General features: G+C 67.7%; 26 protein-coding genes and 1 tRNA gene. 23 read left to right on the forward strand and 4 right to left on the reverse strand.

Annotation, left to right across the window (positions count from 1 at the left end; translation table 11 throughout):
• Window positions 1-17 precede the first annotated feature (17 nt).
• Together efp and epmA are read left to right on the forward strand one after the other, a co-directional pair.
• Window positions 18-581: an elongation factor P gene (gene efp, locus D571_RS0100635; RefSeq protein ID WP_018934745.1), complete on the forward strand. Its 564-nt coding sequence runs from the start codon at window positions 18-20 to the stop codon at window positions 579-581.
• A 10-nt stretch (window positions 582-591) separates the two neighbouring features.
• Window positions 592-1,569, forward strand: a complete 978-nt coding sequence (gene epmA, locus D571_RS0100640) for an EF-P lysine aminoacylase EpmA (RefSeq protein WP_026287458.1) — start codon at window positions 592-594, stop codon at window positions 1,567-1,569.
• A gap of 18 nt (window positions 1,570-1,587) precedes the next feature.
• On the opposite strand, the gene asd is transcribed toward epmA, so the two are convergent.
• Window positions 1,588-2,451 (reverse strand): archaetidylserine decarboxylase, encoded by an 864-nt coding sequence (gene asd / locus D571_RS0100645; RefSeq protein ID WP_026287459.1) that lies wholly within the window; start codon window positions 2,449-2,451, stop codon window positions 1,588-1,590.
• Window positions 2,452-2,535: 84 nt separating this feature from the next.
• On the opposite strand from asd, the gene prmB reads away from it, so the two are divergent.
• On the forward strand, window positions 2,536-3,429 hold the full coding sequence (gene prmB / locus D571_RS0100650; protein WP_018934748.1) for a 50S ribosomal protein L3 N(5)-glutamine methyltransferase: 894 nt from the start codon (window positions 2,536-2,538) through the stop codon (window positions 3,427-3,429).
• A gap of 9 nt (window positions 3,430-3,438) precedes the next feature.
• On the opposite strand, the gene D571_RS0100655 is transcribed toward prmB, so the two are convergent.
• Window positions 3,439-3,900, reverse strand: a complete 462-nt coding sequence (locus D571_RS0100655; protein WP_018934749.1) for a rhodanese-like domain-containing protein — start codon at window positions 3,898-3,900, stop codon at window positions 3,439-3,441.
• A gap of 22 nt (window positions 3,901-3,922) precedes the next feature.
• Window positions 3,923-4,471: a heme-binding protein gene (locus D571_RS0100660; protein ID WP_018934750.1), complete on the reverse strand. Its 549-nt coding sequence runs from the start codon at window positions 4,469-4,471 to the stop codon at window positions 3,923-3,925.
• 94 nt (window positions 4,472-4,565) lie between these two features.
• On the opposite strand from D571_RS0100660, the gene aroC reads away from it, so the two are divergent.
• From aroC to greA, 6 genes are all read left to right on the forward strand, one after another.
• Window positions 4,566-5,672, forward strand: a complete 1,107-nt coding sequence (gene aroC, locus D571_RS0100665; protein WP_018934751.1) for a chorismate synthase — start codon at window positions 4,566-4,568, stop codon at window positions 5,670-5,672.
• A 120-nt stretch (window positions 5,673-5,792) separates the two neighbouring features.
• Window positions 5,793-6,971: an MFS transporter gene (locus D571_RS0100670; RefSeq protein WP_018934752.1), complete on the forward strand. Its 1,179-nt coding sequence runs from the start codon at window positions 5,793-5,795 to the stop codon at window positions 6,969-6,971.
• 69 nt (window positions 6,972-7,040) lie between these two features.
• Window positions 7,041-7,835, forward strand: a complete 795-nt coding sequence (gene dapB / locus D571_RS0100675; protein ID WP_026287461.1) for a 4-hydroxy-tetrahydrodipicolinate reductase — start codon at window positions 7,041-7,043, stop codon at window positions 7,833-7,835.
• A 92-nt stretch (window positions 7,836-7,927) separates the two neighbouring features.
• Window positions 7,928-9,061, forward strand: a complete 1,134-nt coding sequence (gene carA, locus D571_RS0100680) for a glutamine-hydrolyzing carbamoyl-phosphate synthase small subunit (RefSeq protein ID WP_018934754.1) — start codon at window positions 7,928-7,930, stop codon at window positions 9,059-9,061.
• Window positions 9,062-9,128: 67 nt separating this feature from the next.
• Entirely contained in the window at window positions 9,129-12,365 is a 3,237-nt protein-coding gene (gene carB / locus D571_RS0100685; protein ID WP_018934755.1) for a carbamoyl-phosphate synthase large subunit, read from the forward strand.
• The gene (gene greA, locus D571_RS0100690; protein ID WP_018934756.1) at window positions 12,362-12,841 is read left to right on the forward strand and encodes a transcription elongation factor GreA; all 480 of its coding nucleotides are present in this window, start codon (window positions 12,362-12,364) and stop codon (window positions 12,839-12,841) included. Before carB ends, greA begins: the two co-directional genes overlap by 4 nt.
• Here the strand turns inward: greA and yhbY are convergent.
• Window positions 12,834-13,136 (reverse strand): ribosome assembly RNA-binding protein YhbY, encoded by a 303-nt coding sequence (yhbY, locus tag D571_RS0100695; RefSeq protein WP_018934757.1) that lies wholly within the window; start codon window positions 13,134-13,136, stop codon window positions 12,834-12,836. The genes greA and yhbY overlap by 8 nt on opposite strands.
• Window positions 13,137-13,208: 72 nt before the next feature.
• On the opposite strand from yhbY, the gene rlmE reads away from it, so the two are divergent.
• From rlmE to nuoG, 14 genes are all read left to right on the forward strand, one after another.
• Window positions 13,209-13,835: a 23S rRNA (uridine(2552)-2'-O)-methyltransferase RlmE gene (gene rlmE, locus D571_RS0100700; RefSeq protein ID WP_018934758.1), complete on the forward strand. Its 627-nt coding sequence runs from the start codon at window positions 13,209-13,211 to the stop codon at window positions 13,833-13,835.
• A 58-nt stretch (window positions 13,836-13,893) separates the two neighbouring features.
• The gene (gene ftsH, locus D571_RS0100705; RefSeq protein ID WP_018934759.1) at window positions 13,894-15,846 is read left to right on the forward strand and encodes an ATP-dependent zinc metalloprotease FtsH; all 1,953 of its coding nucleotides are present in this window, start codon (window positions 13,894-13,896) and stop codon (window positions 15,844-15,846) included.
• Window positions 15,847-15,944: 98 nt separating this feature from the next.
• Entirely contained in the window at window positions 15,945-16,826 is an 882-nt protein-coding gene (folP, locus tag D571_RS0100710; protein ID WP_038046548.1) for a dihydropteroate synthase, read from the forward strand.
• A gap of 10 nt (window positions 16,827-16,836) precedes the next feature.
• On the forward strand, window positions 16,837-18,177 hold the full coding sequence (glmM, locus tag D571_RS0100715) for a phosphoglucosamine mutase (RefSeq protein ID WP_018934761.1): 1,341 nt from the start codon (window positions 16,837-16,839) through the stop codon (window positions 18,175-18,177).
• Window positions 18,178-18,284: 107 nt separating this feature from the next.
• Window positions 18,285-19,049, forward strand: a complete 765-nt coding sequence (gene tpiA / locus D571_RS0100720) for a triose-phosphate isomerase (protein ID WP_018934762.1) — start codon at window positions 18,285-18,287, stop codon at window positions 19,047-19,049.
• Window positions 19,046-19,432 carry a preprotein translocase subunit SecG gene (gene secG, locus D571_RS0100725; protein ID WP_018934763.1) on the forward strand — a complete coding sequence of 129 codons (387 nt, stop codon included), beginning with the start codon at window positions 19,046-19,048 and terminating at the stop codon, window positions 19,430-19,432. Before tpiA ends, secG begins: the two co-directional genes overlap by 4 nt.
• A 19-nt stretch (window positions 19,433-19,451) precedes the next feature.
• Window positions 19,452-19,536, forward strand: a tRNA-Leu gene (locus tag D571_RS0100730).
• Between the two features lie 266 nt (window positions 19,537-19,802).
• Window positions 19,803-20,159, forward strand: a complete 357-nt coding sequence (locus D571_RS0100735) for an NADH-quinone oxidoreductase subunit A (RefSeq protein ID WP_018869963.1) — start codon at window positions 19,803-19,805, stop codon at window positions 20,157-20,159.
• The gene (locus D571_RS0100740; RefSeq protein ID WP_018869962.1) at window positions 20,150-20,626 is read left to right on the forward strand and encodes an NADH-quinone oxidoreductase subunit B family protein; all 477 of its coding nucleotides are present in this window, start codon (window positions 20,150-20,152) and stop codon (window positions 20,624-20,626) included. Before D571_RS0100735 ends, D571_RS0100740 begins: the two co-directional genes overlap by 10 nt.
• A 17-nt stretch (window positions 20,627-20,643) precedes the next feature.
• On the forward strand, window positions 20,644-21,369 hold the full coding sequence (locus D571_RS0100745) for an NADH-quinone oxidoreductase subunit C (protein ID WP_018934764.1): 726 nt from the start codon (window positions 20,644-20,646) through the stop codon (window positions 21,367-21,369).
• The gene (locus D571_RS0100750; protein ID WP_018934765.1) at window positions 21,362-22,615 is read left to right on the forward strand and encodes an NADH-quinone oxidoreductase subunit D; all 1,254 of its coding nucleotides are present in this window, start codon (window positions 21,362-21,364) and stop codon (window positions 22,613-22,615) included. The genes D571_RS0100745 and D571_RS0100750 overlap by 8 nt, the downstream gene beginning before the upstream one ends.
• Window positions 22,615-23,145, forward strand: coding sequence for an NAD(P)H-dependent oxidoreductase subunit E (gene nuoE, locus D571_RS0100755; RefSeq protein WP_018934766.1), 531 nt, complete (start codon window positions 22,615-22,617; stop codon window positions 23,143-23,145). Before D571_RS0100750 ends, nuoE begins: the two co-directional genes overlap by 1 nt.
• 4 nt (window positions 23,146-23,149) lie before the next feature.
• Window positions 23,150-24,430 (forward strand): NADH-quinone oxidoreductase subunit NuoF, encoded by a 1,281-nt coding sequence (gene nuoF / locus D571_RS0100760; protein WP_018934767.1) that lies wholly within the window; start codon window positions 23,150-23,152, stop codon window positions 24,428-24,430.
• Between the two features lie 34 nt (window positions 24,431-24,464).
• Complete coding sequence (gene nuoG / locus D571_RS0100765; protein ID WP_018934768.1) at window positions 24,465-26,870, forward strand: NADH-quinone oxidoreductase subunit NuoG; 2,406 nt, start codon at window positions 24,465-24,467, stop codon at window positions 26,868-26,870.

The following is a 26,870-nucleotide window of genomic DNA, read 5'->3' on the forward strand; positions in this document are numbered from 1 at the left end:
TTCGAGGATTACGCGCAATGGCAACCTACAGTACCAACGAATTCAAGGGCGGTCTCAAACTCCTGCTGGATGGTGACCCGATGTCCATCGTCGAGAACGAGTTTGTCAAACCGGGCAAGGGGCAGGCCTTCAACCGGGTGAAGCTGCGAAACCTGCGCACCGGGCGCGTGGTGGAGAAGACCTTCAAGTCGGGCGAGTCGGTGGAGGCCGCCGACGTGCTCGAGACCGAGATGCAGTATCTCTACAACGACGGCGAGTTCTGGCACTTCATGACCCCGGAGAGCTTCGAGCAGTATGCGGTGAGCAAGGCCGCGCTGAACGGTGCCGAACAGTGGCTGAAGGAACAGGACATGTGCACCGTGACCCTGTGGAACGGCGAGCCGCTGTCGGTGGAGGCCCCGGCCTTCGTCGAGCTGCAGATCACCCAGTGCGACCCGGGCATCCGCGGCGACACCGCCCAGGGCGGCACCAAGCCGGCCACGCTGGAGACCGGCGCGGTGGTCAAGGTGCCGCTGTTCGTCGAGGAGGGTGAGTCGATCAAGGTCGACACCCGCACGGGTGAATACGTCTCGCGCGTCTGATTCGGGGTCCGTGTCGGACTGGCGGCCGCGGGCCGGCGGGGCGCGCGTGGCCCGGGCCCGCCTGCTGGCCGAACTGCGGGGGTTCTTCGCGCGCCGCGGCGTGCTGGAGGTGGAGACCCCGGTCCTCGGGCGGGGCACGGTGCTCGATCCTGCCATCGAGAGCTGGCATGCCCGCAGCGGTGACCGGGCCGACCGGATGGAGGGCTGGCTGCAGACCTCGCCGGAATACCCGATGAAGCGCCTGCTGGCGGATGGCGCGGGCGACATCTACCAGATTGCCCGGGTGTTTCGCGGCGGCGAAAGCGGCGCCCGCCACAACCCGGAATTCAGCCTGCTGGAGTGGTATCGTCTCGGGCTGGACGACCGGACGCTGGCCGACGAGGTGGTGACCCTGCTGCAGGAGGTCGCTGCGGCGGACCCGGCCTGGCATGCGCCGGACCCGGGGCCGCGGGTGGTGGCCTACCCGGACCTGCTGCACGAGGCCCTGGGCGTCGACGTGCTGCACGACGACGCGGCGCGTCTGCAGGCCGTGGCCGCGCAGCGCGGGCTGACCGTCCACGGCGAACTGGACCGCGACGCCTGGCTGGATGCTTTGGTGTCTCTGTGCGTGGTGCCGGAGTTTCCGCCCGGTCGGGTCACCATCCTGCACGACTACCCCGAGAGTCAGGCAATCCTCGCCCGACGCAGTCGCGAGCGTCCCGGCTGCGCCGCGCGCTTCGAGGTCTACTGGGGCGATCTGGAACTGGCCAACGGCTATTTCGAGCTGACCGACCCGGCGGAATTCCGCCGGCGCCGCGAGCAGGACCGGGCGCTACGGCGTGCGCGCGGGCAGCCGGAACCCGCGGCCGATCCGTTCCTGGAGGCCGCGCTGGAAGCGGGACTGCCCGACTGCGCCGGGGTGGCTCTGGGGGTGGACCGCCTGCTGATGCGCCTACTGGGCGAGGACGATATCCGGCGGGTGATCGATTTCCCCTGGGGATGCGCCTGAAGCGCCCGCGGGGGCGGCTCAGTCCCGGCCAGTGTAACGCCCCAGGGCGCTGCGCACCTGCACCTCGGTTTCCGGCGTCAGCGCCGGGTCCAGTTCCAGCGGCCCCGGGGGCAGCAGCAGGACCACCGACGATCCCAGGTTGAAGCGGCCCATCTCCGCGCCGCGCTCCAGTGCGATGTCGCGCTCCGGCCAGGTCACGCAGCTGGCCTTGCGCGCCGAGGGTGGTGTGATCTCCCCGGCCCACACGGTCTCGATCGAGCCCACGTTCTGGGCCCCGATCAGGGCCATCGCCATGGGACCGAAACGGGTGTCGAACAGCGCCACCACGCGTTCATTGCGGGCGTAGATGCGCGGCACGTGGCGCACGATGCGCGGCGCCACCGAGAACAGCCGCCCGGGGACGTGGATCGCATGGGTCAGGGTGCCGTCCAGCGGCATGTGCAGGCGGTGGTAGTGGCGGGGGGACAGGTACAGGGTGACGAAATGCCCGTTGCGAAACGGCACGGCGAGGTCGTTCTCGCCGCCCAGCAGTTCTTCCACCGAATAGTCGTGCCCCTTGGCCTGGAAGATGCGCCCGGACTCGATGCGTCCGCTGGCGCTGACCCGCGCATCCGCCGGACTGACCACGGTCGCGGCGTCGCCCTCCAGCGGGCGTACCCCGTCGCGCAGGGCGCGGGTGAACAGGGCGTTGAAGCTGGGGTAGGCGGCGATGTCCGGCTCCGCGGCCTCGTTCATGTCGAGCCCGTAGCGCTGCACGAAGGCGCGCAGCAGCGGCTGTACCCGTGGTGACTCGATGCGGGCCAGGCGATGCACCAGCCGCGACAGGGCGTGATGGGGCAGGGCGTACGACAGTCGGGCGAGCCAGGGGTCCAGGGCGCTCATGCGTTCCTCGCGGCGTGGGGGCGAGTGCATGATGCCGTTCGCGGGTTATCATGGCGACCCTTCAACCCTTCCCGGAGTGTGAAAATGGAACCCGGTACCGGTCTGCTCACCCTGCGCGACTTCATCCGCTACGGCGCGTCTCAGTTCCGCGCGGCCGGGCTCGCCTTCGGGCACGGCACCGATAACGCGTTTGACGAGGCGGCCTGGCTGACCCTGCACGCGCTGCACCTGCCGCTGGACCTGGAGGCCCACTGGTGGGACAGCCGCTTGACCCAGGCGGAGCGCGAACGGGTCGAGGGCCTGCTGCGCGAGCGTATCCAGTCGCGCAAGCCGGCGGCCTATCTCACGCGCGAGGCGTGGTTCGCCGGGCTGCCCTTCCATGTCGACGAACGGGTGCTGGTGCCGCGCTCGCCGTTCGCCGAGGTGATCGAGTCGGGGTTCGAGCCGTGGGTGGACCCGGACAGCGTGGAGCGGGTGCTGGATCTGGGCACCGGGGCCGGGTGCATCGGCATCGCCGCGGCGATGGTGCTGCCGCAGGCGCGGGTGGATCTGGCCGATATCTCTCCCGACGCTCTGGCGGTGGCGCGCGACAACGTGGCGCGCTTCGAGCTGGAAGATCGCGTCCGGCTGGTGCAGAGCGACGTGTTCGAGGGGCTGGATCCGGAGGATCGCTATGATCTGATCGTGACCAACCCGCCCTACGTGGACGCCCGCGACATGGCCGATCTGCCGGACGAATACCGCCACGAGCCGGAACTGGGCCTGGCGGCCGGGGACGACGGCCTGGACATCGTGCGCCGCATCCTCGCCGGGGCGCGTCGCCACCTGACCGACGACGGCGTGCTGATGGTGGAAGTGGGCAACAGCCAGGAGGCCGTGGAGGATGCATTCCATGACATCCCGATGGTCTGGCTGGATTTCGCGGCCGGTGGCCACGGCGTGTTCGTGGTGCGGGCCCAGGACCTGCCCCCCGCCTGAGGTCCGTCTTCAGCACTGCTCCCAGGGCAGGCCGTGATAGCGCCAGCCGCCCACGGTGGAACGGTGGTGCTGCTCGTCCAGCGGGCCCTCGAAGCCCTCCTCGACCGAATACACGTTGTGCACCCCGGCCTGCAGCAGGGCCTCGGCGGCCGCCAGGGTGCGCTTGCCGCTGCGGCAGATCAGGTACACCGACGGGGCGTCCTCGGCGGTGTCCATGGCTCCGCCAAGCAGCAGCTTGCGCACCTGCGGCACGAAGTCCGGGTTCACCGTCCAGTCCGGTTCGTCGATCCACGGGATGTGGATCGCCCCGGCGGGGTGTCCCACGAACAGGAATTCCATGGTCGAGCGAACATCGACCAGCAGATCCCGGGGGCGTTCGCGCAGGCGCTCCCACGCCTCCACCGGGTGGATGCGCGGGACGCCGGCGCCGGTGTCCGGCGAGTGGCCGTGCGGATCGGAATGTTCACTCATGCCGCGCTCTCCGCTTGCGGGGTTACATGGCGAAGTCCAGTTCTTCCTGGATCGCCTCCATGCCTTCTTCCGCGCAGGCGCGGTCCAGGTCGCCGCCCGGGGCACCGGAGACCCCCACCGCACCGAGGACCCGTCCGGCGGCCTCGATGAGGATCGCCCCGTCCAGCATCAGGATCCCGTCGACGTTGTTCATTTCGTGGCGGATGTCTTCCCGGTTGGCGACAAAATCGCCGGAGTCCAGGCCCGACATCACCGAGGCGCGGGCCTTGTCACCGGCGATCGAGATGGTCTGCGGCGCGGCGCGGTCATCGCGCATGACCACGCGGTCGTTGCCGCTGCGGTCGACCACCACGGCGCTGACCTGGTGCCCGTCGTCGCGGCAGGACTGCACGGTGGCCATCGCCAGCTCCTGGGCCAGGTCGAGGTTGAGGCTGGCCTGCTCGGTGTAGACATCGGCCGTGGCCGTGCCGCCGAGGCCCAGCAAAGCGCTCAGGAGCGTGGCCAGGGCGGTGCGGCGGAGGGATTGCAGGCGGGTCATGGAGAACTCCTTGCGCTTGAATGACAGGAGCATAGACGACACGGCGGGGGCGCGGATTCCGGTGGTGGATTCCGGGTCACTTCCATGGACGGGCGACATCCCCGGCCGCGGGCGGTAGACTGGCGCCATGTCAGGAAACAGCTTCGGACGACTGTTCGTCGTCACCACATTCGGGGAAAGCCACGGACCGGCCCTGGGCGGGGTCGTGGATGGCTGCCCGCCCGGCATCCCGCTCACCGAGGCCGATCTGCAGAAGGATCTGGATCGGCGGCGCCCCGGCCAGTCGCGGCACACGACCCAGCGGCGCGAGCCGGACCGGGTGCGCATCCTGTCCGGGGTCTTCGAGGGCGTGACCACCGGTGCTCCGATCGGGTTGCTGATCGAGAATACCGATCAGCGCTCGAAGGACTACAGCGAGATCAAGGACCAGTTCCGGCCGGGGCACGCGGACTACACCTATCATCGCAAGTACGGCATCCGCGATTATCGCGGAGGCGGGCGCAGTTCCGCGCGCGAGACCGCGCTGCGGGTGGCGGCGGGCTCGGTGGCGCGGCGCTTTCTCGAGGAGCGCTACGGCATCGCGATCCAGGGCTGGCTGTCACAGCTGGGGCCGCTGGAGCTGGCGGAGAAGGACCTCACCCGTACCGAGGAGAACCCGTTCTTCTGCCCGGATCCCGACCGGGTCCCGGAGCTGGAGGAGTTCATGGACGCGCTGCGCAAGTCGGGGGATTCCATCGGGGCGCGGGTGACGGTGGAGGCCCGCGGGGTCCCGGCCGGGTGGGGCGAACCGGTGTTCGACCGCCTGGATGCCGAGCTGGCCCACGCCCTGATGAGCATCAATGCGGTGAAGGGCGTGGAGATCGGCGCCGGTTTTGACAGCGTCGCTCAGCGCGGCACCGAGCACCGTGACGAGATCACCCCGGAGGACGGTTTCCTGTCCAACCATGCCGGGGGCGTGCTGGGCGGCATCTCCACCGGCCAGGCGCTGCGCGCGAACCTGGCGCTCAAGCCGACCTCGTCGATCCGCCTGCCGGGGCGCAGCATCGACACCGCGGGCGAGCCGGTGGAGGTGGTGACCAAGGGGCGCCACGACCCCTGCGTGGGCATCCGCGCCGCGCCCATCGCCGAGGCGATGACGGCGCTGGTGCTGGCCGACCATGCCCTGCGTCATCGGGGGCAGAATGCCGACGTGCCCGACCGCGGGCCGCATCCCGGGGACGCGTCCGGGACTTGATCCCGGGCATGCTCCCGTAGCGTTTCGGGGTCGGCGTCGGCCCTTTCGTCCGTTTTCCCTGGCTGCGGCGGATCCGTGCGTAACGGGGTCCGGCGCAGCCCGTAACCCGTTGTTCCGGTCGTGACGCCCAACCTGCGCCTGTCCAGCTTCTATTTCTTCTATTTCGCCACCATCGGGGCGTTCATGCCCTACTGGGGGCCGTATCTGTCCGAGCTGGGCTTCTCCGGCTCGCAGATCGGCGAGCTGATGGCGATCGTGCTGGCGACCAAGATCATCGCGCCCAACGTCTGGGGCTGGCTGGCCGATCGCACCGGGACCCACATGCCGCTGGTGCGCTTGGGGGCGCTGGCCGGGCTGATCGCCTTCACCGGGGTGCTGCTGTACTCCGGCTACTGGTGGCTGGCGGCGGTGATGGCGGTGTTCAGTTTCTTCTGGAACGCGATCCTGCCGCAGTTCGAGGCCACCACCCTGCGCACCCTGGGACGCGACAGCCACCGCTACGCCCTGGTCCGGCTGTGGGGGTCGGTGGGCTTCATCGTGGCGGTGGCCTCGCTGGGCTGGCTGTTCGACTTCATCGCAATCGCCTGGCTGCCGTGGCTGGTGCTGCTGCTGTTCGTGGGCCTGTATGTCAGCACGCTGCAGGTCCCGGAGCCGCCGCGTGACGAGGTGGCCGAGAACAACGTGCCGTCGATCGGGAGCGTGCTGCGGCGGCCCGAGGTCATCGGGCTGTTCCTGGCCTGTTTCTTCATGCAGGCGAGTCACGGGCCGTACTATGCGTTCTTCACCCTGTACGTGGAGGAGGCCGGTTTCTCCCGCTCCATGGCCGGGCAGCTGTGGGCCCTGGGCGTGCTGGCCGAGGTGTTCCTGTTCCTGATCACGCCGCGGCTGATCCTGCGCTTCGGTGCGTGGTTCCTGGTGACGCTCGCGCTGGTGCTGACCACCCTGCGCTGGTCGCTGCTGGCGGCGGTGCCGGAGTCGCTGCCGATGCTGCTGTTCATCCAGACCCTGCATGCCTTCAGCTACGGGGTGTATCACGCGGCGGCGATCTCGTTGATCCATTATTTCTTCCCCGGTCGACTGCAGGGGCGCGGGCAGGCGCTTTATTCGTCGCTGGCCTTCGGCGTCGGCGGGGCGCTGGGCAGTCTGGCCGCCGGCTATCTGTGGGACGGCGTGGGTTCGGTGTCGGTCTACGTACTGGCCGCGGGGCTGGCGGCGGCCGGGGTGTTGGCCTCGCTGTTCGGCCACTGGCGCCACCGCCGGGCGGCGACCGGGCCCGCGGCCGGTGGTGCTCGGGACTGACCACTCCGGGCTGACGCATCGCCGGGGCTCGCGTAGGCTTTGGGCAACTGACAGGAGGACGCAACGATCATGATCCGAGTAGCAGTCGCGGGCGCCGCCGGGCGCATGGGGCAGAACCTGGTGCGCGCGGTGGAGGAACACCCGCAGGCGGAACTGGGTGCCGCCAGCGAACGTCCCGGCAGCGAGGCCATCGGCCAGCCGGTGGATGCGGCCGGCCGCGTGCACCTGGTGGAGGACCTGGGCACGGTGACCGGGGACTTCGACGTGCTGATCGATTTCACCCGCCCCGAGGCGACCATGAAGCACCTCGAGATCTGCCGCCGGGCGGGGCGCACCCTGGTGGTCGGCACCACCGGCCTGGATGCTGATCAGGAGGCGGCGCTGCGCGCGGCGGCCGCGGAGCATACGGTCGTGTATGCCCCCAACATGAGCGTCGGGGTCAACCTGACCTTCAAGTTGGTGGAACTGGCGGCGCGCGCGCTGGGTGACAGCACCGACGTGGAGATCCTCGAGGCGCATCACCGGCACAAGGTGGATGCCCCATCCGGCACGGCACTGCGTCTGGGGCGCATCGTGGCCGACACCCTGGGGCGCGACCTGGAACAGGACGCGGTGTACGGCCGCGAGGGACACACCGGCGCGCGCGAACGCAGCACCATCGGCTTTGCCACGGTGCGCGGCGGCGACATCGTCGGCGAGCACACCGCGCTGTTCGCCGGCGAGGGCGAGCGGGTGGAGATCACCCACAAGGCCTCGGATCGCGGGATCTTCGCCGCCGGCGCGGTGCGTGCGGCGGTGTGGGCCAGCGAACGCGGGCCCGGGCTGTTCGACATGCAGGACGTGCTCGGCCTGCGCGAGCTGTAGTCCCGTCCGCGCGGTCCGCGTTGGACGGGGGTTCGGGCCCTCGCGTACACTGATTCCATCCCTATCGTAGATGCCCTGCCGGAGGTTCGCCCGTGCCCGCGCCCGCCCTGCTCGTCCTTGAAGATGGCACCGTGTTTCATGGTCAGGCGGTGGGGGCCCTTGGCCAGACCGTTGGCGAGGTGGTGTTCAACACGGCCATGACCGGTTATCAGGAGATCCTGACGGACCCCTCCTATGCCCGGCAGATGGTGACCCTTACCTATCCGCACATCGGCAACACCGGCACCAACCCGGAAGACGACGAGTCGTCCCGCGCGCACGCAGCCGGGCTGATCGTACGCGACGTGCCGCCGCTGGTGTCGAACTTCCGCTCGCGCGAATCGCTGCCGGATTACCTGCTGCGCCACGGCATCGTGGCCATCGCCGGCATCGACACCCGGCGGCTGACCCGCATCCTGCGCGAGAAGGGGGCACAGAATGGCTGCATCCAGGCCGGCGAGGCGGACGAGGCCTCGGCCCTGGCCGCGGCGCGCGAATTCCCCGGCATCAAGGGCATGGACCTGGCCCGCGAGGTCACCACCGGCAAGCGCTATGAGTGGCTGGAGGGGACCTGGCAGCTGGGCGAACAGCCGCGACGTCTGTCCCCGGAAGCTGCGGAGTACCACGTGGTCGCCTACGATTTCGGGATGAAGAAGAACATCCTGCGCATGATGGTCGATCGCGGCTGCCGGGTGACCGTGGTCCCGGCCGAGACCCCGGCCGCCGAGGTGATGGAGCTGGGTCCCGACGGGGTCTTCCTGTCCAACGGCCCCGGCGATCCCGAACCCTGCGGCTATGCGATCGAGGCGATCCGCGAGTTCTGCGAGCGGCGCATGCCGGTGTTCGGGATCTGCCTGGGGCACCAGCTGCTGGGGCTCGCCAGCGGCGCCAAGAGCATGAAGATGAAATTCGGCCATCACGGGGCCAACCACCCCATCCGTCACGAGGCCAGCGGCCGGGTGATGATCTCGTCGCAGAACCATGGCTTCGCGATCGACGAGGACCGGCTCCCGGAGACCCTGACGCCGACCCACCGCTCGCTGTTCGACGGCACCCTGCAGGGCGTCGCGCGCACCGACTGCCCGGCATTCAGCCTGCAGGGGCATCCGGAGGCGAGCCCCGGTCCGCACGACGTGTCCGCGGCGTTCGACGATTTCGTCGAGCTGATGCGCAGCGCCCGCGCCTGAGAATCCCGCCGGCGCGCCGGCACCCCCGAACCCGAACCATGATCCGACAGCCAGCGAGAGCGGCCTCATGCCCAAGCGTACCGACATCCAGAGCATCCTGATCCTCGGGGCCGGCCCGATCGTGATCGGCCAGGCCTGCGAGTTCGACTACTCCGGCGCCCAGGCCTGCAAGGCCCTGCGCGAGGAGGGCTACCGGGTGATCCTGGTGAACTCCAACCCGGCCACCATCATGACCGATCCGGAGATGGCCGACGCGGTCTACATCGAGCCGGTGGAATGGAAGACGGTGGAGAAGATCATCGCCGCCGAGCAGCCGGACGCGCTGCTGCCGACCATGGGCGGGCAGACCGCGCTGAACTGCGCGCTGGACCTCTCGCGCGAAGGGGTGCTGGACAAGCACGGGGTGGAGATGATCGGCGCCAACGAGGCGGCGATCGACATGGCCGAGGATCGCGATCATTTCAAGGCGGCAATGGCCGACATCGGCCTGGATACGCCCACCGCGGAGCTGGCGCATTCCTGGGAGGAGGCGCAGCAGATCCAGCCGCGCATCGGCTTCCCGGTAATCGTCCGGCCGTCGTTCACCCTCGGCGGCTCGGGCGGCGGCATCGCCTACAACCGCGAGGAGTTCGAGTACATCGTGAAGAACGGGCTCGACCTCTCGCCGGTGAACCAGGTGCTGCTGGAGGAATCGGCGCTGGGCTGGAAGGAGTTCGAGATGGAGGTGGTCCGCGACCAGGCGGACAACTGCATCATCATCTGCTCCATCGAGAACGTGGACCCGATGGGGATCCACACCGGGGACTCGATCACCGTGGCTCCGGCGCAGACCCTGACCGACAAGGAATACCAGATCATGCGCGACGCCTCGCTGGCGGTGCTGCGCAAGATCGGGGTGGAGACCGGTGGCTCCAACGTGCAGTTCGCGATCAACCCCGACAACGGGCGCATGATCGTGATCGAGATGAACCCGCGGGTGTCGCGCTCCTCCGCGCTGGCCTCCAAGGCGACCGGCTTCCCGATTGCCAAGGTCGCGGCCAAGCTGGCGGTGGGTTACACCCTCGACGAGCTGAAGAACGAGATCACCGGCGGGCTGACCCCGGCCTCGTTCGAGCCGTCCATCGACTACGTGGTCACCAAGATCCCGCGTTTCACCTTCGAGAAGTTCCCGCAGGCCGAGGCCAGCCTGACTACGCAGATGAAGGCGGTGGGCGAGGCCATGGCCATCGGCCGGACCTTCCAGGAATCCCTGCAGAAGGCGCTGCGCTCGATGGAGACGGGCATGGACGGGCTGGACGAGCGCATCGACCCGCAGGCGGCGAACGCGGTGGAACGGCTGCGCATCGCGCTGGCCAATCCGACCCCGGACCAGCTGCTGTACGTTGCGGATGCCTTCCGCCACGGCTTCAGCGTGCAGGAGATCTTCGAGCTGACCGCCATCGATCCGTGGTTCCTGGCACAGCTCCAGGAACTGGTCGATCTGGAAAAGGCGGTGCGCGACCGCATCCTTGGCGAGATGGACGCCGAGGAGATGTACCGCCTGAAGCAGCGCGGCTTTTCCGACCTGCGCCTGGCGAAGCTGCTGAACGAGACCGAGAAGGCCGTGCGCAAGCACCGTCACCGCCTCGGCGTGCGTCCGGTATACAAGCGGGTGGATACCTGCGCGGCCGAATTCGCGACCACCACCGCCTACATGTATTCCTCCTACGAGGAGGAGAACGAGGCGGAGCCGACCGACCGGCAGAAGATCATGGTGCTGGGCGGCGGCCCCAATCGTATCGGCCAGGGCATCGAGTTCGACTACTGCTGCGTGCATGCCGCCCTCGCGATGCGCGAGGACCGGTACGAGACCATCATGGTCAACTGCAATCCGGAGACCGTTTCCACCGACTACGACACCTCCGACCGGCTGTATTTCGAGCCGCTGACGCTGGAGGACGTGCTGGAGGTGGTGGAGAGCGAGCAGCCGACCGGCGTGATCGTGCAGTACGGCGGGCAGACCCCGCTGAAGCTGGCACGCGATCTCGAGGCGGCCGGTGTGCCGATCATCGGCACCAGTCCCGACTCCATTGACCTGGCCGAGGACCGCGAACGTTTTCAGGCCCTGCTGAACAAGCTGGGACTCAAGCAGCCGCCGAACCGTACCGCGCGCAGCGAGGAGGAGGCCGAGAAGCTGGCCGACGAGATCGGCTACCCGCTGGTGGTGCGTCCGTCCTACGTGCTGGGTGGCCGCGCGATGGAGATCGTGCGCGACCGCGAGGACCTGCGCAGCTACATGCAGAATGCGGTGTCGGTCTCCAACGACGCGCCGGTGCTGCTGGACCGCTTCCTCGACGACGCGATCGAGGTCGACATCGATGCGGTCTGCGACGGCCAGGAGGTGTTCATTGGCGGGGTGATGGAACACATCGAACAGGCCGGCGTGCACTCCGGTGACTCCGCCTGCTCGCTGCCGCCGTTCTCGCTGTCGCTGGAACTGCAGGAGCGCATGGTGGAACAGGTGCGCAAGATGGCGGTGGGCCTGCGCGTGGTCGGGCTGATGAACACCCAGTTCGCGATCAAGGGCGACGACATCTACGTGCTGGAGGTCAATCCGCGTGCCTCGCGGACCGTCCCCTATGTATCCAAGAGTGTCGGCCTGCCGCTGGCCAAGATCGCCGCGCGCTGCATGGCCGGGACCTCGCTGGCGGAACAGGGCGTGTCCGGCGCGGTGTTCCCCGACTACTATTCGGTCAAGGAAGCGGTCTTCCCGTTCGCCAAGTTCCCCGGCGTGGATCCGATCCTCGGGCCGGAGATGAAGTCCACCGGCGAGGTGATGGGCGTGGGCCGCAGTTTTGCCGAGGCCTTTGCCAAGAGCCAGCTGGGCGCGGGCGTCCTGCTGCCGGCCACCGGGCGCGCGTTCGTTTCGGTGCGCGATATCGACAAGCCGGAGGTCATCGACATCGCGCGGCGCATGGTGGAGCTGGGCTTCGAGGTGCTGGCGACCCGCGGCACCGCCGGCCTGCTGGAAGAGCAGGGGATCGCCGTGACCCGCGTGAACAAGGTCACCGAGGGGCGGCCGCACATCGTCGACATGATCAAGAACGACGAGGTCAGCTTTATCATCAATACGGTGGAAGGCAAGCAGTCGACCGCCGACTCCTACACCATCCGGCGCGAGGCCCTGATGCACAAGGTGGGCTACACCACCACCATCGCCGGGGCCCGGGCCACGGTCCAGGCTCTGGACCATCTGGAGGGCGGCGAGGTATTCCGGCTGCAGTCGCTCCATGAGGAGAACCGTGCAGGAGGTATGGGTTCATGAAGAAGACACCGCTTACCCTCAACGGCGCCGAGAAGATGAAGGAAGAACTGCGGCGGCTGAAGGCCGAAGACCGGCCGAAGGTGGTCAACGCGATCGCCGAGGCGCGCGAGCACGGCGACCTGAAGGAGAACGCCGAGTATCACGCCGCGCGCGAGCAGCAGAGCTTCATCGAGGGGCGCATCCGCGAGCTGGAAGGGACCCTGTCCAACGCGGAGATCATCGACGTGACCGCACTGCCGCAGACCGGCAAGGTGGTGTTCGGCACCACGGTGGTGCTGGAGGCGACCGAGGACGGGCGCGAGGTGACCTACAAGATCGTCGGCGACGACGAGGCCGACATCAAGCAGAACATGATCTCGGTCTCCTCGCCGATCGCGCGCGCGCTGATCGGCAAGGAGGAGGGCGACGTGGTGACCGTGCAGGCGCCGGGCGGCGAGACGGAATACGAGATCCTGGAGGTTCGCTACGTCAACTGACGGGGTCGAGACTGACCTTCGGTGCTTTCGGGTTGCGGCGGAACAGCGTGGCCACGTGGCCGATGCGCTGGACCAGCTCCGCGCCGGTGCGCTCGCACAGGTCGTGCACGACCTCGGCGCGGGCGTCGCGGTCGCCGATGCCGACCTTGACCTTGACCAGTTCATGATGGGCCAGCGCCTGTTCCAGTTCGGCCAGCACCGCGTCGGTCAGGCCGTTGCGGCCGAGGGTCACGACGGGTTTGCGCGGATGGGCCAGGCTGCGCAGGTGGCGGCGTTGCGCGTCAGTCAGATTCACGGAGGTCAGGCTTCGTTTTGAAACGCACGGAGTGTAGCACGCCCTTACCGGCACGAAACCGGGGAGCGGGGGATGCCTAAGCGCAGTCGCTCCAGCCAGCGCTGGCTGAAAGAACATTTCGATGACCCGTACGTCCAGCGTGCCCAGCAGGAGGGCTATCGCGGCCGCGCGGTGTACAAGCTCGAGGAGCTGGATCAGCGCGACCGCCTGCTGCGCCCGGGGATGCGGGTGGTGGACCTGGGCGCGGCCCCCGGTGGCTGGACCCAGTACGCGGCGGGCCGCATCGGCCGCAAGGGGGTGCTGGTGGCATCGGACATCCTGCCGATGGATCCGGTGCCGGGTGCGGAGATCGTGACCGGAGATTTCCGCGAGGACGAGGTGCTGGAGCGCATCCTCGAGACCCTGGGTGGAGAGGGTGCGGATCTTGTGCTTTCGGACATGGCCCCCAACCTGACCGGTACGGATGCCGTGGATCAGCCCCGGTCGATCCACCTGTGCGAGCTGGCGCTGGAGCTGGCGCTGCGGGTGCTGAAACCGAACGGGGCGTTCCTGGTCAAGCTGTTCCAGGGGGAGGGCTCGGATGCCTTTCTTGCCGAGGTGCGACGGTCCTTTGCGCAGGTAAAGGTGCGCAAGCCGAAGGCCTCGCGTCCCCGCTCACGTGAAGTGTATGTATTGGCGCGGAACCCACGGGATGTGTAACGATCCATTAGTTTACGTGGATATGCGTTCGGCCCAGCACAGCTTTTGAGGTGTCGTTTTGAATGGCCTGGTAAAGAATCTGATCATCTGGGCGGTGATTGCCATCGTCCTGATGTCCATCTTCAACAACTTCGCGCCGGATCCCGAAGAACAGGCGACCCGCAGCATCACCTACTCGGAGTTCATCCAGCAGGTGCAGGGGGGTCGCGTGGACAATGTCACCATCGAGGGTGACAAGATCACCGGGCAGATGGCCGACGGCGAGCGGTTCTCCACCGTCAACCCGAACGATTCGGGACTGATCGGCGACCTGCTCAACTACAACGTCGAGATCAACGCCGAGGAGGAAGCCGAACGCGGCCTGCTGATGAGCATCCTTATCAGCTGGTTCCCGATCCTGCTGCTGATCGCCGTGTGGATCTACTTCATGCGGCAGATGCAGGGTGGCGGTGCCGGCGGCAAGGGTGCGATGTCCTTCGGCAAGTCCAAGGCCAAACTGATGTCGGAGGACCAGGTGAAGGTGACCTTCGCCGACGTCGCCGGCTGTGACGAGGCCAAGGACGAGGTCGTCGAGCTGGTCGACTTCCTCAAGGATCCCAGCAAGTTCCAGAAGCTCGGCGGCCAGATCCCGCGCGGTGTTCTGATGGTCGGCTCGCCGGGTACCGGCAAGACGCTGCTGGCCAAGGCCATCGCGGGCGAGGCCAAGGTGCCGTTCTTCAGCATCTCCGGCTCCGACTTCGTCGAGATGTTCGTGGGCGTGGGGGCCTCGCGCGTGCGCGACATGTTCGCCGAGGCCAAGAAGCACGCGCCGTGCATCATCTTCATCGACGAGCTGGACGCCGTCGGGCGTCAGCGCGGCGGTGGCATGGGTGGCGGCGGCCACGACGAGCGCGAGCAGACCCTCAACCAGCTGCTGGTGGAGATGGACGGCTTCGAGGGCACCGAGGGGGTGATCGTGATCGCCGCGACCAACCGCCCGGACGTGCTCGACCAGGCGCTGCTGCGTCCCGGCCGCTTCGACCGTCAGGTGGTGGTGCCGCCGCCGGACGTGCGCGGCCGCGAGCAGATCCTCAACGTGCACATGAAGAAGACGCCGATCGCCGACGACGTGAACCCGCACCTGATCGCGCGCGGCACGCCGGGCTTCTCCGGCGCGGATCTGGCCAACCTGGTCAACGAGGCGGCGCTGTTCGCCGCTCGTGCCGGCAAGCGCCTGGTGGACATGAGCGACTTCGAGCGCGCCAAGGACAAGATCATGATGGGCGCCGAACGCCGCTCCATGGTGATGTCCGAGGACGAGAAGAAGCTGACCGCCTATCACGAGGCCGGGCACGCGATCGTGGGCCTGACCGTCCCCGAGCATGATCCGGTGTACAAGGTCAGCATCATCCCGCGCGGCCGGGCGCTGGGCGTGACCATGTTCCTGCCGGAGGAGGACCGTTACAGCCATTCGCGGACCAAGCTGGAGAGCCAGATCGCCAGCCTGTTCGGCGGGCGCCTGGCCGAAGAGATCATCTTCGGCGAGAAATCGGTCACCACGGGGGCATCCAACGACATCGAGAAGGCCTCGCAGATCGCCCGCAACATGGTGACCAAGTGGGGGCTGTCGGAGAAGCTGGGGCCGCTGGACTACGGCGAGGACGAGCAGCAGTCGTTCCTCGGGCCGCAGATGGGCAAGCCCAAGCAGATGTCCGACGAGACCGCTAATGCGATCGACGAGGAAGTGCGCAAGATCATCGACACGCATTACAACCATGCGCGTCAGATCCTGCTCGACAACCTCGACAAGCTGCACGCGATGGCTACTGCGCTGATGAAATACGAGACCATCGACGACAAGCAGATCGAGGACATCATGGCCGGTCGCGAGCCGCGCGAACCCGCCGACTGGAATGACGACACGTCCTCCGGCGGCGGTGACGGCACGGTGACCGGCGAGGGCGAGGAAGGCAGTGACGATTCGCGCGACGACGATCGTGGCGTGGTGAGCGGGCCGGCCCCGCAGTCCTGATCCCCCGTCCTCGTTGATGACGTGGCCGCCGTGGCCCTGTCGCGGCGGCCTTTTTTGTGCGTGACCCGACACCTTTTCAGCCGAACCCGGGACGACGGATGACCCCTGCAACGGCCAGCCCCCTTCTGTACGGACCGAATGGTCCGCTGCCCCTCGATCGCCCGCGGGTGATGGGGATCCTCAACGTGACCCCGGATTCGTTCTCCGACGGCGGCGAGCATGCGCGGCTGGATCGTGCCGTCGCGCGCGCCCGTCAGATGCAGGCCGAAGGGGCCGATCTGATCGACGTGGGGGGCGAATCCACCAGGCCGGGTGCCGAACCGGTGTCGCTCGCGGAGGAACGCCGCCGGGTGCTGCCGGTACTGGAGGCGCTGGCCGCGGAGGTCGCCCTGCCGGTATCGCTGGACACCATGAAGCCGGAGATCATGCGCGAGGCGGTGCAGGCCGGCGCGGCGATGCTCAACGACGTCAACGCGTTTCGTCGACCCGGGGCCGAGGCGGCCGCAGTGGCGGCCGCGCGGGATCACGGCGTCGCGCTGTGCGTGATGCACATGCAGGGCGAGCCGCAGTCCATGCAGCAGGCGCCGCATTACGACGACGTGGCCGCCGAGGTCCGTGCCTTCCTCGAGCAGCGCTGTGCCGCACTGCAGGCCACGGGGGTGCCGGCCGACCGCCTGGTGGTGGATCCGGGGTTCGGCTTCGGCAAGACCCTGGAGCACAACCGGACGCTGTTCCACGGGCTGGCGACCCTTGCCCGGGACGGGCGGTCGGTGCTGGTCGGGGTTTCGCGCAAGTCGATGATCGGTGCCCTGCTCGGCCAGCGCCCGGTGGAGGGGCGGGTGACCGGCAGCGTGGCCGCGGCGCTGCTGGCGGCGCAGCAGGGTGCGCGTATCCTGCGGGTGCACGACGTGGCGGCCACCGCCGATGCGCTCGCGATATACTCGGCACTGGATCCCCGCGCGGGGGGCAAGGGAGCATAGGGAGGAACGCATGGGGCGCTATTTCGGGACCGACGGTATCCGCGGGCGCACCGGCCAGTGGCCGATGACGCCGGAATTCGCGCTGCGCCTGGGGTATGCGGTGGGCGAGATCCTGGGCGAGAACGGCCAGACCCAGGGGCCGGTGCTGGTGGGCAAGGACACCCGGGTGTCGGGCTACATGTTCGAGTCGGCGCTGGAGGCGGGGCTGTCCGCCGCGGGGCTGGACGTGGCGCTGCTGGGCCCGATGCCCACCCCCGCGGTGGCCTATCTGACGCGCACCTTCCGGGCGACCGCCGGGGTGGTCATCAGCGCCTCGCACAACCCGTTCGACGACAACGGTTTCAAGTTCTTTACGCCCGAGGGCGACAAGCTCCCGGATGCGGTGGAGGAGGCGATCGAGGCACGTCTGGACCAGCCGGCCCAGGCGATCGACGGTCGCCGGCTGGGCAAGGCCGTGCGCATCTCCGATGCGGCCGGTCGCTATGTCGAGTTCTGCAAGAGCGCGATTCCGGCGCGTTCCGAGCTGCGCGGCCTTCGCATCGTCCTCGACTGCGCCCATGGCGCCACCTACAACGTTGCGCCCCACGTGTTCGAAGAGCTGGGGGCCGAGGTCGATCTGATCGGGTCGGCGCCCGACGGCTACAACATCAACGAGGGCACGGGTGCCCTGCATCCGGACGTGGTGGCGGAGCGGGTCGTGGCGACCGGCGCCGATCTCGGCATCGCGCTGGACGGCGACGGCGACCGGGTGATTCTGGTCGATGCCGACGGCCAGGTCGTCGACGGCGACCGGATCCTGGGCATCCTCGCTCTGGAGCGCCAGCGTCAGGGCAGGCTGGGCGGGGGTGTGGTCGGGACGCAGATGACCAACCTCGGACTCGAGCAGGCGCTGTCGCGAGCCGGGATCGCGTTCGTTCGCGCCCGCGTCGGGGACCGCTACGTCCTGGAAGAGCTGCGCCGTCACGGCTGGATGCTGGGGGGCGAGGGCTCCGGGCACATCGTCTGCCTCGATCACACCACCACCGGTGATGGCACCGTGGCCGGCCTGCTCGTGGCCCACCTGATGCACCGCACGGGTCGTTCGCTGGCGGATCTGGCCGCCGCGATCCCGCAGCTGCCGCAGGTGCTGGTCAACGTACGTCTGGAAAGCGGAGTGCAGGAGCGCCTGGAGGCGGCACCCGTGCGCGCGGCGGTCGCCGAAGTCGAGTCCGGTCTGGGGGATCGCGGACGGGTGCTGCTGCGCCCCTCCGGTACTGAACCGTTGATTCGCGTGATGGTCGAGGCGGAGGACGCCGGCGAGACCCGGGCCGCCGCCGAGCGCATCGCCGAGGCGATCCGCGCCGTCGCCTGACCCTGGCGGCCCGGGGTGCCCCCCGGCCGGTTGATTTGACCCGGGCGCGCCGGTAACATCCCGCCGCTCAATCATGGAACCCTGGCCACCGCAGGAGGAACCACCGCATGCGCAAGCCGCTGGTCGCCGGAAACTGGAAAATGAACGGCTCGCGGGACGCCAATCGCGAGCTGCTGTCCGCGCTCCAGGCGGAGCTGGCCGGCGTCGATTCGGTCGATCTGGCCGTTTGCCCGCCCGCGGTATATCTGGCGGAGGTGGTCGATACTCTCTCGGCGAGCCCCATCGCCGTGGGCGGCCAGGACTGCTCCGATCAGGCCTCCGGCGCCTACACCGGCGAGGTGGCCGCGCCGATGCTGCGCGAGATCGGCTGCCGCTACGTGATCGTCGGGCACTCCGAACGGCGCGAGCGCCAGAACGAGGACAGCGTCTGGGTGGCGGCCAAATACCAGGCGGCGCAGGCCGCCGGCCTGGTCCCGATCCTGTGCGTGGGCGAGCAGAAGGAAGAGCGCGAGGCTGGCCGCACCGAGGCGGTGGTGAGCGAGCAGCTGGATGCCGTGCTGGATGCGGCCGGGGTCGAGTCGTTCGACCATGCGGTGATCGCCTACGAGCCGGTCTGGGCAATCGGCACCGGCCTGACCGCCACGCCGGAACAGGCGGCCGAGGTGCATGCCTTCATCCGCAATCGCGTGGCGGCCCGCGACCCGCGCGTCGCCGCCGACCTGCGGATCCTGTACGGCGGCTCGATGAAGGCCGACAACGCGGCCGGCCTGCTGGCGCACGATGACATCGACGGCGGGCTGGTGGGTGGTGCCTCGCTGGATGCCGCGAACTTTGCCGGGATCGCGCGGGCCGCGGCCGGGGCGGGCGAATGATTTACGGGATTCTCCTCGTCGTCCAGGTGGTGGTGTCCATCGCCATCATCGCGCTGGTGCTGATGCAGCACGGCAAGGGCGCGGACGCGGGCGCCGCCTTCGGCAGCGGGGCGTCGGCCACGGTGTTCGGCGCCCAGGGTTCGGCCAATTTTCTCAGCCGTGCCACCGCGTTCCTGGCCACGGTGTTCTTCGTCAACGGCTTGGCGCTGGCCTATATCGCGGCCTCCGAGCCGGAAGCGCGCAGCCTGATGGATCAACCGACCCCGGAGGAGGCGGTCGAGGAGGACATCCCGCTGAGCGACGTACCGGGCATGGATCCGGAAGAGGCGCCGGCCGACGAACCGGCCGACACGCCCGGAAGGCCGCAGGACGTGCCACAATAAGTCCACGATTCGGAAACAGGCAGATGTGGTGGAATTGGTAGACACGCTATCTTGAGGGGGTAGTGGCGCAAGCCGTGTGGGTTCGAGTCCCACCATCTGCACCATTTTTCAGGAAAGGTTCCGTCCGGCATTCCGGGCGGAACCTTTTTATTTTAAATCCTTTATAATCAGTAAGTTGGCGACAACAGGAAGCTTGACACCGTTTTCCGCCTTCACCTAGACTGCCTCACCGGTGAACGCACCGGCCCGATCGCCGGAGGGCCCGTGGCCCCGGCGCATTCACCCAGCAACGCTGAACCGCCCATGGTCCGGCCTCCTGTGCGGCCGACCCGTGGACCTGCCCGCCCGAGGCGGCGTACGGGAGAGAGACATGCTGGAAGGATATTTGCCCATCCTGCTGTTCATCGCAGTAGGCATCGTGATCGGCATCGTGCCCCTGGTGATCGGCATGGCCGTGGGCCCCCGCAAGGCGGACGCTGCGAAAGATTCGCCGTATGAATGCGGATTCGAGGCCTTCGAGGATTCGCGCCTCAAGTTCGATGTCCGCTTCTATCTGGTGGCCATCCTCTTCATCATCTTCGATCTCGAGATCGCCTTCCTGTTTCCCTGGGCCGTCTCCCTCGATGCCGTAGGCCTGTTCGGGCTTCTTGCGATGGCGCTGTTTCTGCTGATTCTGGTAGTTGGCTTTGTCTACGAATGGAAGAAGGGGGCGCTGGAATGGGAATAGAAGGCGTTCTGGAAAAGGGCTACGTCACCACCTCGGCTGACAAGCTCATCAACTGGGCCCGCACAGGCTCCCTGTGGCCGATGACCTTTGGTCTGGCCTGCTGCGCGGTGGAGATGATGCACACCGGTGCGGCGCGCTATGACATGGACCGCTTCGGGGTCGTGTTCCGGCCGAGTCCACGCCAGTCCGATGTGATGATCGTCGCCGGCACGCTGGTGAACAAGATGGCCCCGGCGCTGCGCAAGGTCTACGACCAGATGTCGGAACCTCGCTGGGTGATCTCCATGGGCTCCTGCGCCAACGGTGGCGGTTATTACCACTACTCGTACGCGGTGGTGCGGGGCTGCGACCGCATCGTGCCGGTGGATATCTACGTGCCCGGCTGTCCGCCGACCGCCGAGGCGCTGCTCTACGGCATCATCCAGCTTCAGAACAAGATTCGGCGCACGAACACGATCGCGCGCTGAGCGACCCGGGGTGGCAGATGGCTGAACAACAGACCTGGATTGATGTGCTGCGCGCGAAACTGGGCGAACGCCTGGACGGCGTGCGGGTGGTCAACGGCGAGGCGACCATCGAGGTGCCGGTGGGCGCCTGGCGCGAGATTGCCGAGACGCTGCGCGACGACGAGGATTTCGCGTTCGATATCCTGATCGACCTGTGCGGGGTCGATTACCTCGAATACGGTCAGTCCGAATGGGCCACCGAGGACGCCTCCAGCGAGGGTTTCAGCCGCGGCGTGCAGGCGGCCACCTCGGGGCGCTTTACCTTTGACGATGCTCCGGGCGAATCCGCCTGGGACGGGCCGCGGTTCGCCGTGGTGGTGCACCTGCTGTCGGTGCAGAACAACCGCCGTCTGCGCATGCGTGCCTGGCTGCCGGACGACGAATTCCCCGAGCTGGAGTCGCTGGTGGAGGTCTGGGCCTCGGCCAACTGGTTCGAGCGCGAAGCCTTCGACCTGTTCGGCATCCTGTTCTCCGGACACCCCGACCTGCGCCGCATCCTGACCGACTACGGCTTCGTCGGTCATCCGTTCCGCAAGGATTTCCCGCTGATCGGTCACGTGGAGATGCGCTACGACAGCGAACAGGCGCGCGTGGTGTATCAGCCGGTGACCATCGAGCCGCGCGTGCTGGTGCCCAAGGTGATCCGCGACGACCATCGGTACACCGATGGCGACGCGCCGGCGGAAGGAGCCGATCATGCCTGAGATTCGCAATTTCACCCTGAACTTCGGTCCCCAGCATCCGTCCGCGCACGGGGTGCTGCGGCTGGTGCTGGAGATGGACGGCGAGGTGGTGCAGCGTGCCGATCCGCATATCGGCCTGCTGCACCGCGGCACCGAGAAGCTGGCCGAGAGCAAGCCGTACAACCAGTCGATCGGCTACATGGACCGGCTCGATTACGTGTCCATGATGTGCAACGAGCACGGTTACGTCCTCGCGATGGAACGTTTACTCGGGATCGAGGCGCCGTTGCGGGCCCAGTACATCCGGGTGATGTTCGACGAGATCACCCGCATCCTCAATCATCTGATGTGGCTGGGCGCGCATGCCCTGGACATCGGAGCGATGACCGTCTTCCTGTATGCGTTCCGCGAACGCGAGGACCTGATGGACTGCTACGAGGCGGTCTCGGGTGCGCGCATGCACGCGACCTACTACCGCCCCGGCGGGGTGGCCCGTGATCTGCCGGGCACCATGCCGAAGTTCAAGCCGTCAGCCTGGAAGTCGCAGGAGGTGGTGGACGAGTTGAACGCCAACCGGCAGGGCTCGCTGCTGGACTTCATCGAGTCGTTCACCGAGCGTTTCCCCGGCTGCGTCGATGAATACGAGACCCTGCTGACCGATAACCGGATCTGGAAGCAGCGCACGGTCGGCATCGGCGTGGTGGATCCGGACCGGGCGAAGCAGCTCGGCTTTACCGGGCCGATGCTGCGCGGTTCCGGGGTCGAATGGGACCTGCGCAAGAAGCAGCCCTACGAGGTCTACGACCAGCTCGATTTCGACATCCCGGTGGGCGCCAACGGCGACTGTTACGACCGTTACCTGGTGCGCATGGAAGAAATGCGCCAGTCCAACCGGATCATTCGTCAGTGCGTCGACTGGCTGCGCAACAACCCGGGCCCGGTGCTGCTGGAGGATCACAAGATCACCCCGCCGAAGCGCGAAGAGATGAAGGCGGACATGGAGTCGCTGATCCATCACTTCAAGCTGTTTACCGAGGGGATGTGCCTGCCGGAAGGCGAGGCCTACGCCGGCATCGAGCATCCCAAGGGCGAATTCGGCTGCTATCTGGTGTCCGATGGCGCCAACAAGCCGTATCGCCTCAAGGTGCGACCGCCGGGCTTTGTTCACCTTTCCGCCCTGGACGAGATGGCGCGTGGCCACATGCTGGCCGACGTGGTTGCCATCATCGGGACCCAGGATATCGTCTTCGGGGAGATTGATCGCTGATGGCTGCCGAACCGAAACCCGTTGCCTTTCACAAGCCGGCCGAGCACAGGGTCGAACTGAGCGACCACGAGCGCGAGGAGATCGATCACTGGCTGGAGCGCTATCCGGAGGACCAGAAGCGCTCCGCGGTGCTGGCCGCGCTGCGTGCGGTGCAGCACGAGGACGGTCATCTGTCGACCGCCAAGATGGACGCGGTCGCCGAGTACCTCGGGCTGCCCGCCATCGCGGTCTACGAGGTCGGCTCGTTCTACTCGATGTTCGAGCTGGAACCGGTGGGCAAGCACACCATCGCCGTGTGCAACAACATCTCCTGCAGCCTGCGCGGGTCCGCCGGCATTCTCGAACACCTCGAGAACCGCCTCGGGATCCGGCTGGGCGAGACGACGGCCGATGGCAAGTTCTACCTCAAGCCCGAAGAGGAATGCCTCGCGGCCTGCTGTGGCGCGCCGATGATGCAGGTAAACCACGTCTACTACGAGAATCTGACGCCCGACCGGGTGGACGAGATCCTCGACGGCCTGGAGTCCTGACACGATGGCCAACCAGATCTGTTTTGCGACCCGGCACCTGGACAACCCGAACTCGCTGGAGACCTACCGCAGCGTGGGCGGCTACCAGGCGCTGGAAAAGGTTTTTGCCGGCAAGATGGCCCCGGAGGACGTGATCGAGGAGGTCAAGACCTCCAATCTCCGTGGCCGTGGCGGGGCCGGCTTCCCCACCGGGATGAAATGGTCGTTCATGCCGCGCAACTCGCCCGGGCAGAAGTACATCGTGTGCAACTCGGACGAATCCGAGCCGGGTACCTGCAAGGACCGCGAGATCCTGATGTACAACCCGCACGCGCTGGTCGAGGGCATGGCCATTGCGGGCTATGCGATCGGGGCCACGGTCGGCTACAACTACATGCGCGGCGAGTTCATGGACGAGACCTTCCGGCGCGTCGAAGCCGCGGTGAGGGAGGCCTACGAGGCCGGCTACCTCGGCAAGGACATCCTCGGCTCCGGGGTCGATTTCGATTTGTACAACTCGCTGGGTGCCGGAGCCTATATCTGTGGCGAGGAAACCGCGCTGCTGGAGTCCCTGGAAGGCAAGAAGGGCCAGCCGCGGTTCAAGCCGCCGTTCCCGGCCAACTTCGGCCTTTACGGCAAGCCGACCACGATCAACAACACCGAGTCGCTGGCCTCGATCCCGTCGATCATCCGCAATGGCGGTCAGTGGTTTGCCGACCTGGGGGTGCCCAAGTCCGGGGGCGAGAAGCTGTTCTCCGTCTCCGGCCACGTGAACAACCCGGGCAACTTCGAGGTCCCGCTGGGCACGCCGTTCCGCGAGTTGCTGAAGATGGCCGGCGGCGTGCTGAACGGTCGCCAGCTCAAGGCCGTGATCCCCGGGGGGTCCTCGGTGCCGGTGGTGCCGGGCGACACCATGCTGCAGACCAACATGGATTACGACTCGATCACCCAGGCCGGATCCATGCTGGGTTCCGGCGCAGTGATCGTGATGGACGAGACCACCGACATGGTGAAGGCGCTGCAGACCATCTCGCGCTTCTACTACTCGGAGTCCTGTGGCCAGTGCACCCCTTGCCGGGAAGGCACCGGCTGGCTCTACCGCATGCTGACCCGCATCGTCGAGGGTCAGGGACGGCCGGAAGACCTCGAGCGTCTGGACGACGTGGCCAGCAAGATCGAGGGGCACACCATCTGTGCCCTGGGGGACGCCGCCGCGATGCCGGTGCGCAGTTTCGTGAAGCATTTCCGTCACGAGTTCGAACACTACATCCAGCACGGGCGGAGCCCGGTGGCCAGCGCCGCCTGATCGCCCCGTCGCGCACACGCAGCAGGAATCGAACATGAGTCAGGATCAGCCACAGGATCTGGTCACCGTCGAGATCGACGGGCGGACCTTGCAGGCGCCCAAGGGCACCATGCTCATCGAGGTTGCGGACGAGGCCGATATCCGGATCCCGCGCTTCTGCTATCACAAGAAGCTGTCCGTGGCCGCGAATTGCCGGATGTGCCTGGTGGAGGTCGAGCGTGCCCCCAAGCCGCTGCCGGCCTGTGCCACGCCGGTGATGGACGGGATGAAGGTGTACACCCGTTCACCCCTCGCGATTTCCGCGCAGAAGAACACGATGGAATTCCTGCTGATCAATCACCCGCTGGATTGCCCGATCTGCGACCAGGGTGGCGAGTGTGAACTGCAGGACGTTGCCATGGGGTATGGTGAGTCCGTTTCGCAATACACCGAAGCCAAGCGCGTGGTGCACGACAAGGATATTGGTCCGCTGATCGAGACCGAGATGACCCGCTGCATTCATTGCACCCGCTGCGTGCGCTTCGGCGAGGAGATCGCCGGGGTGCGCGAACTGGGGGCTACCGGGCGCGGCGAAGACATGCGCATCGGGACCTATGTCGAGAAGACGGTGGCGCACGAGCTCTCGGGCAACGTAATCGATCTGTGTCCGGTCGGCGCGCTCACGGCCAAGCCGTCTCGCTACGGGGCGCGGGCCTGGGAGTACGCTCAGGCCCCGAGCATCGCGCCGCATGACGGTGTCGGCTCGAACGTGTCGGTGCACACCTATGACGGTCGCGTCATGCGCGTGGTGCCGCGCGATAACGAGGCGGTCAACGAGACCTGGATCTCCGACCGTGATCGTTTCTCCTACGCCGGGCTGTATGCCGAGGACCGCCTGACCACCCCGCGCATCAAGCGCGACGGCCAGTGGCAGGACGTGGACTGGGAGACCGCCCTGCAGCATGCGGTGGAAGGCCTGCGCAAGGTGGCCCCGGAGCGCATCGGCGCTCTGTTTTCCCCGTCGCTGTCGCTTGAGGAGCACTACCTCGGGCAGAAACTGCTGCGCGGGCTGGGCGTGCGCGACATCGACCACCGGATGACGCAGCAGGATTTCCGTGACGATGACGCGGCGCCGCTGTTCCCGTGGCTGGGCAGCCCGATCGCAGACCTGGATCAGGCGGACGCGGTGCTGCTGATCGGCACCAATCCGCGGCGCGAACAGCCGCTGCTGGCCCATCGCCTGCGCAAGGCCGCGCTCAACAACGACGCCCGCGTGACCCTGGTGCACAATCAGCTGCTGGATCTGACCTACCCGCTGACGGCCCAGCTGGTGGGCAACGAGCATGCCCAGGTGATGGCGCTGGCGGGCATCGCCGGACGCATCGCCGCCGCCGGTGAGGGCCTGCCCCCGCGCCTGGAGAAGATCGTGAAGGCCGCGGAGACCGACGACCCGGATACCCGCGAGGCGTTCGAGCGTGCGGCGCGTTCCCTGCTGGACGGCGAGCACGGACATGTGCTGCTGGGCGCCGATGCGATGGCCAGCCCGGCGTTCGCCACCCTGCGCGCGCTGGCCGGCTGGATCGCCCGGCACACTGGCGCGCATCTGGGCTACATGGCCGAAGGCGCCAATGCCGCCGGTGCCTGGCTGGCTGGCGTGCTGCCGCATCGCGGCGTCGCCGGCGGCGAGCTGGAAGAGGCCGGACGCCCGGCGCCGGAGATGCTCGCCCAGGGTCGCGACGCCTTCGTGGTCGCGGGCCTGGAACCCGGGCGTGACGGGCACGACCCGGTTGCCTTCGAGCAGGCCCTGCGCGATGCCGGTTTCGTGGTGGCGCTGGCGTCGTTCGCCGACGAACGTCTGCAGGGCTGCGCCGACGTGCTGCTGCCGGTGGCGACCAGCTTCGAGTCCTCCGGGACGTTCGTGAATGTCGAGGGCCGCTGGCAGAGCTATCGCGCCGCCAGCCGTGCCCCGGGCGAGGCGCGCCCCGGATGGAAGGTCTGGCGCGTGCTGGGCAACCTGTTTGGCCAGAAGGGTTTCGACTACCTCGACTCGCCGGCGGTGCGGGACGAGCTGAAGGGACTGCTGGCTGAAGTACGTTTCGACAACACCGTGAACCTCAACCGCGTCCACGTGGAGGAGCCCGAGGTCGCCCAACCCGGCGGCAAGTCGCTGCTGCGCATGGCGTCGCGTTCGCTGTACGCTGTCGACCCACTGGTGCGGCGTTCGGCCCCGCTGCAGGAGAGCCCCGAGGGGCAGCTGGCGGACGCGGTACGGGTCCATCCCGAGTCCGCCGCCGGAATCCCGGATGGTGGCCGCGTTCGGGTGAAACAGGGTCAGGGCGAGGCCGAACTGACGCTTGTGCTCGATGACTCCGTACCGCCGGGCATGGCGATCACCCTAACGGGTGGCGCCGCGGCCCGCCTTGGTGCCCCGGGCGAGCCGGTGACGCTCGCTCGCGCCTGA

Source organism: Thioalkalivibrio sp. ALJ24, assembly GCF_000377785.1.
Classification (GTDB): Bacteria; Pseudomonadota; Gammaproteobacteria; order Ectothiorhodospirales; family Ectothiorhodospiraceae; genus Thioalkalivibrio.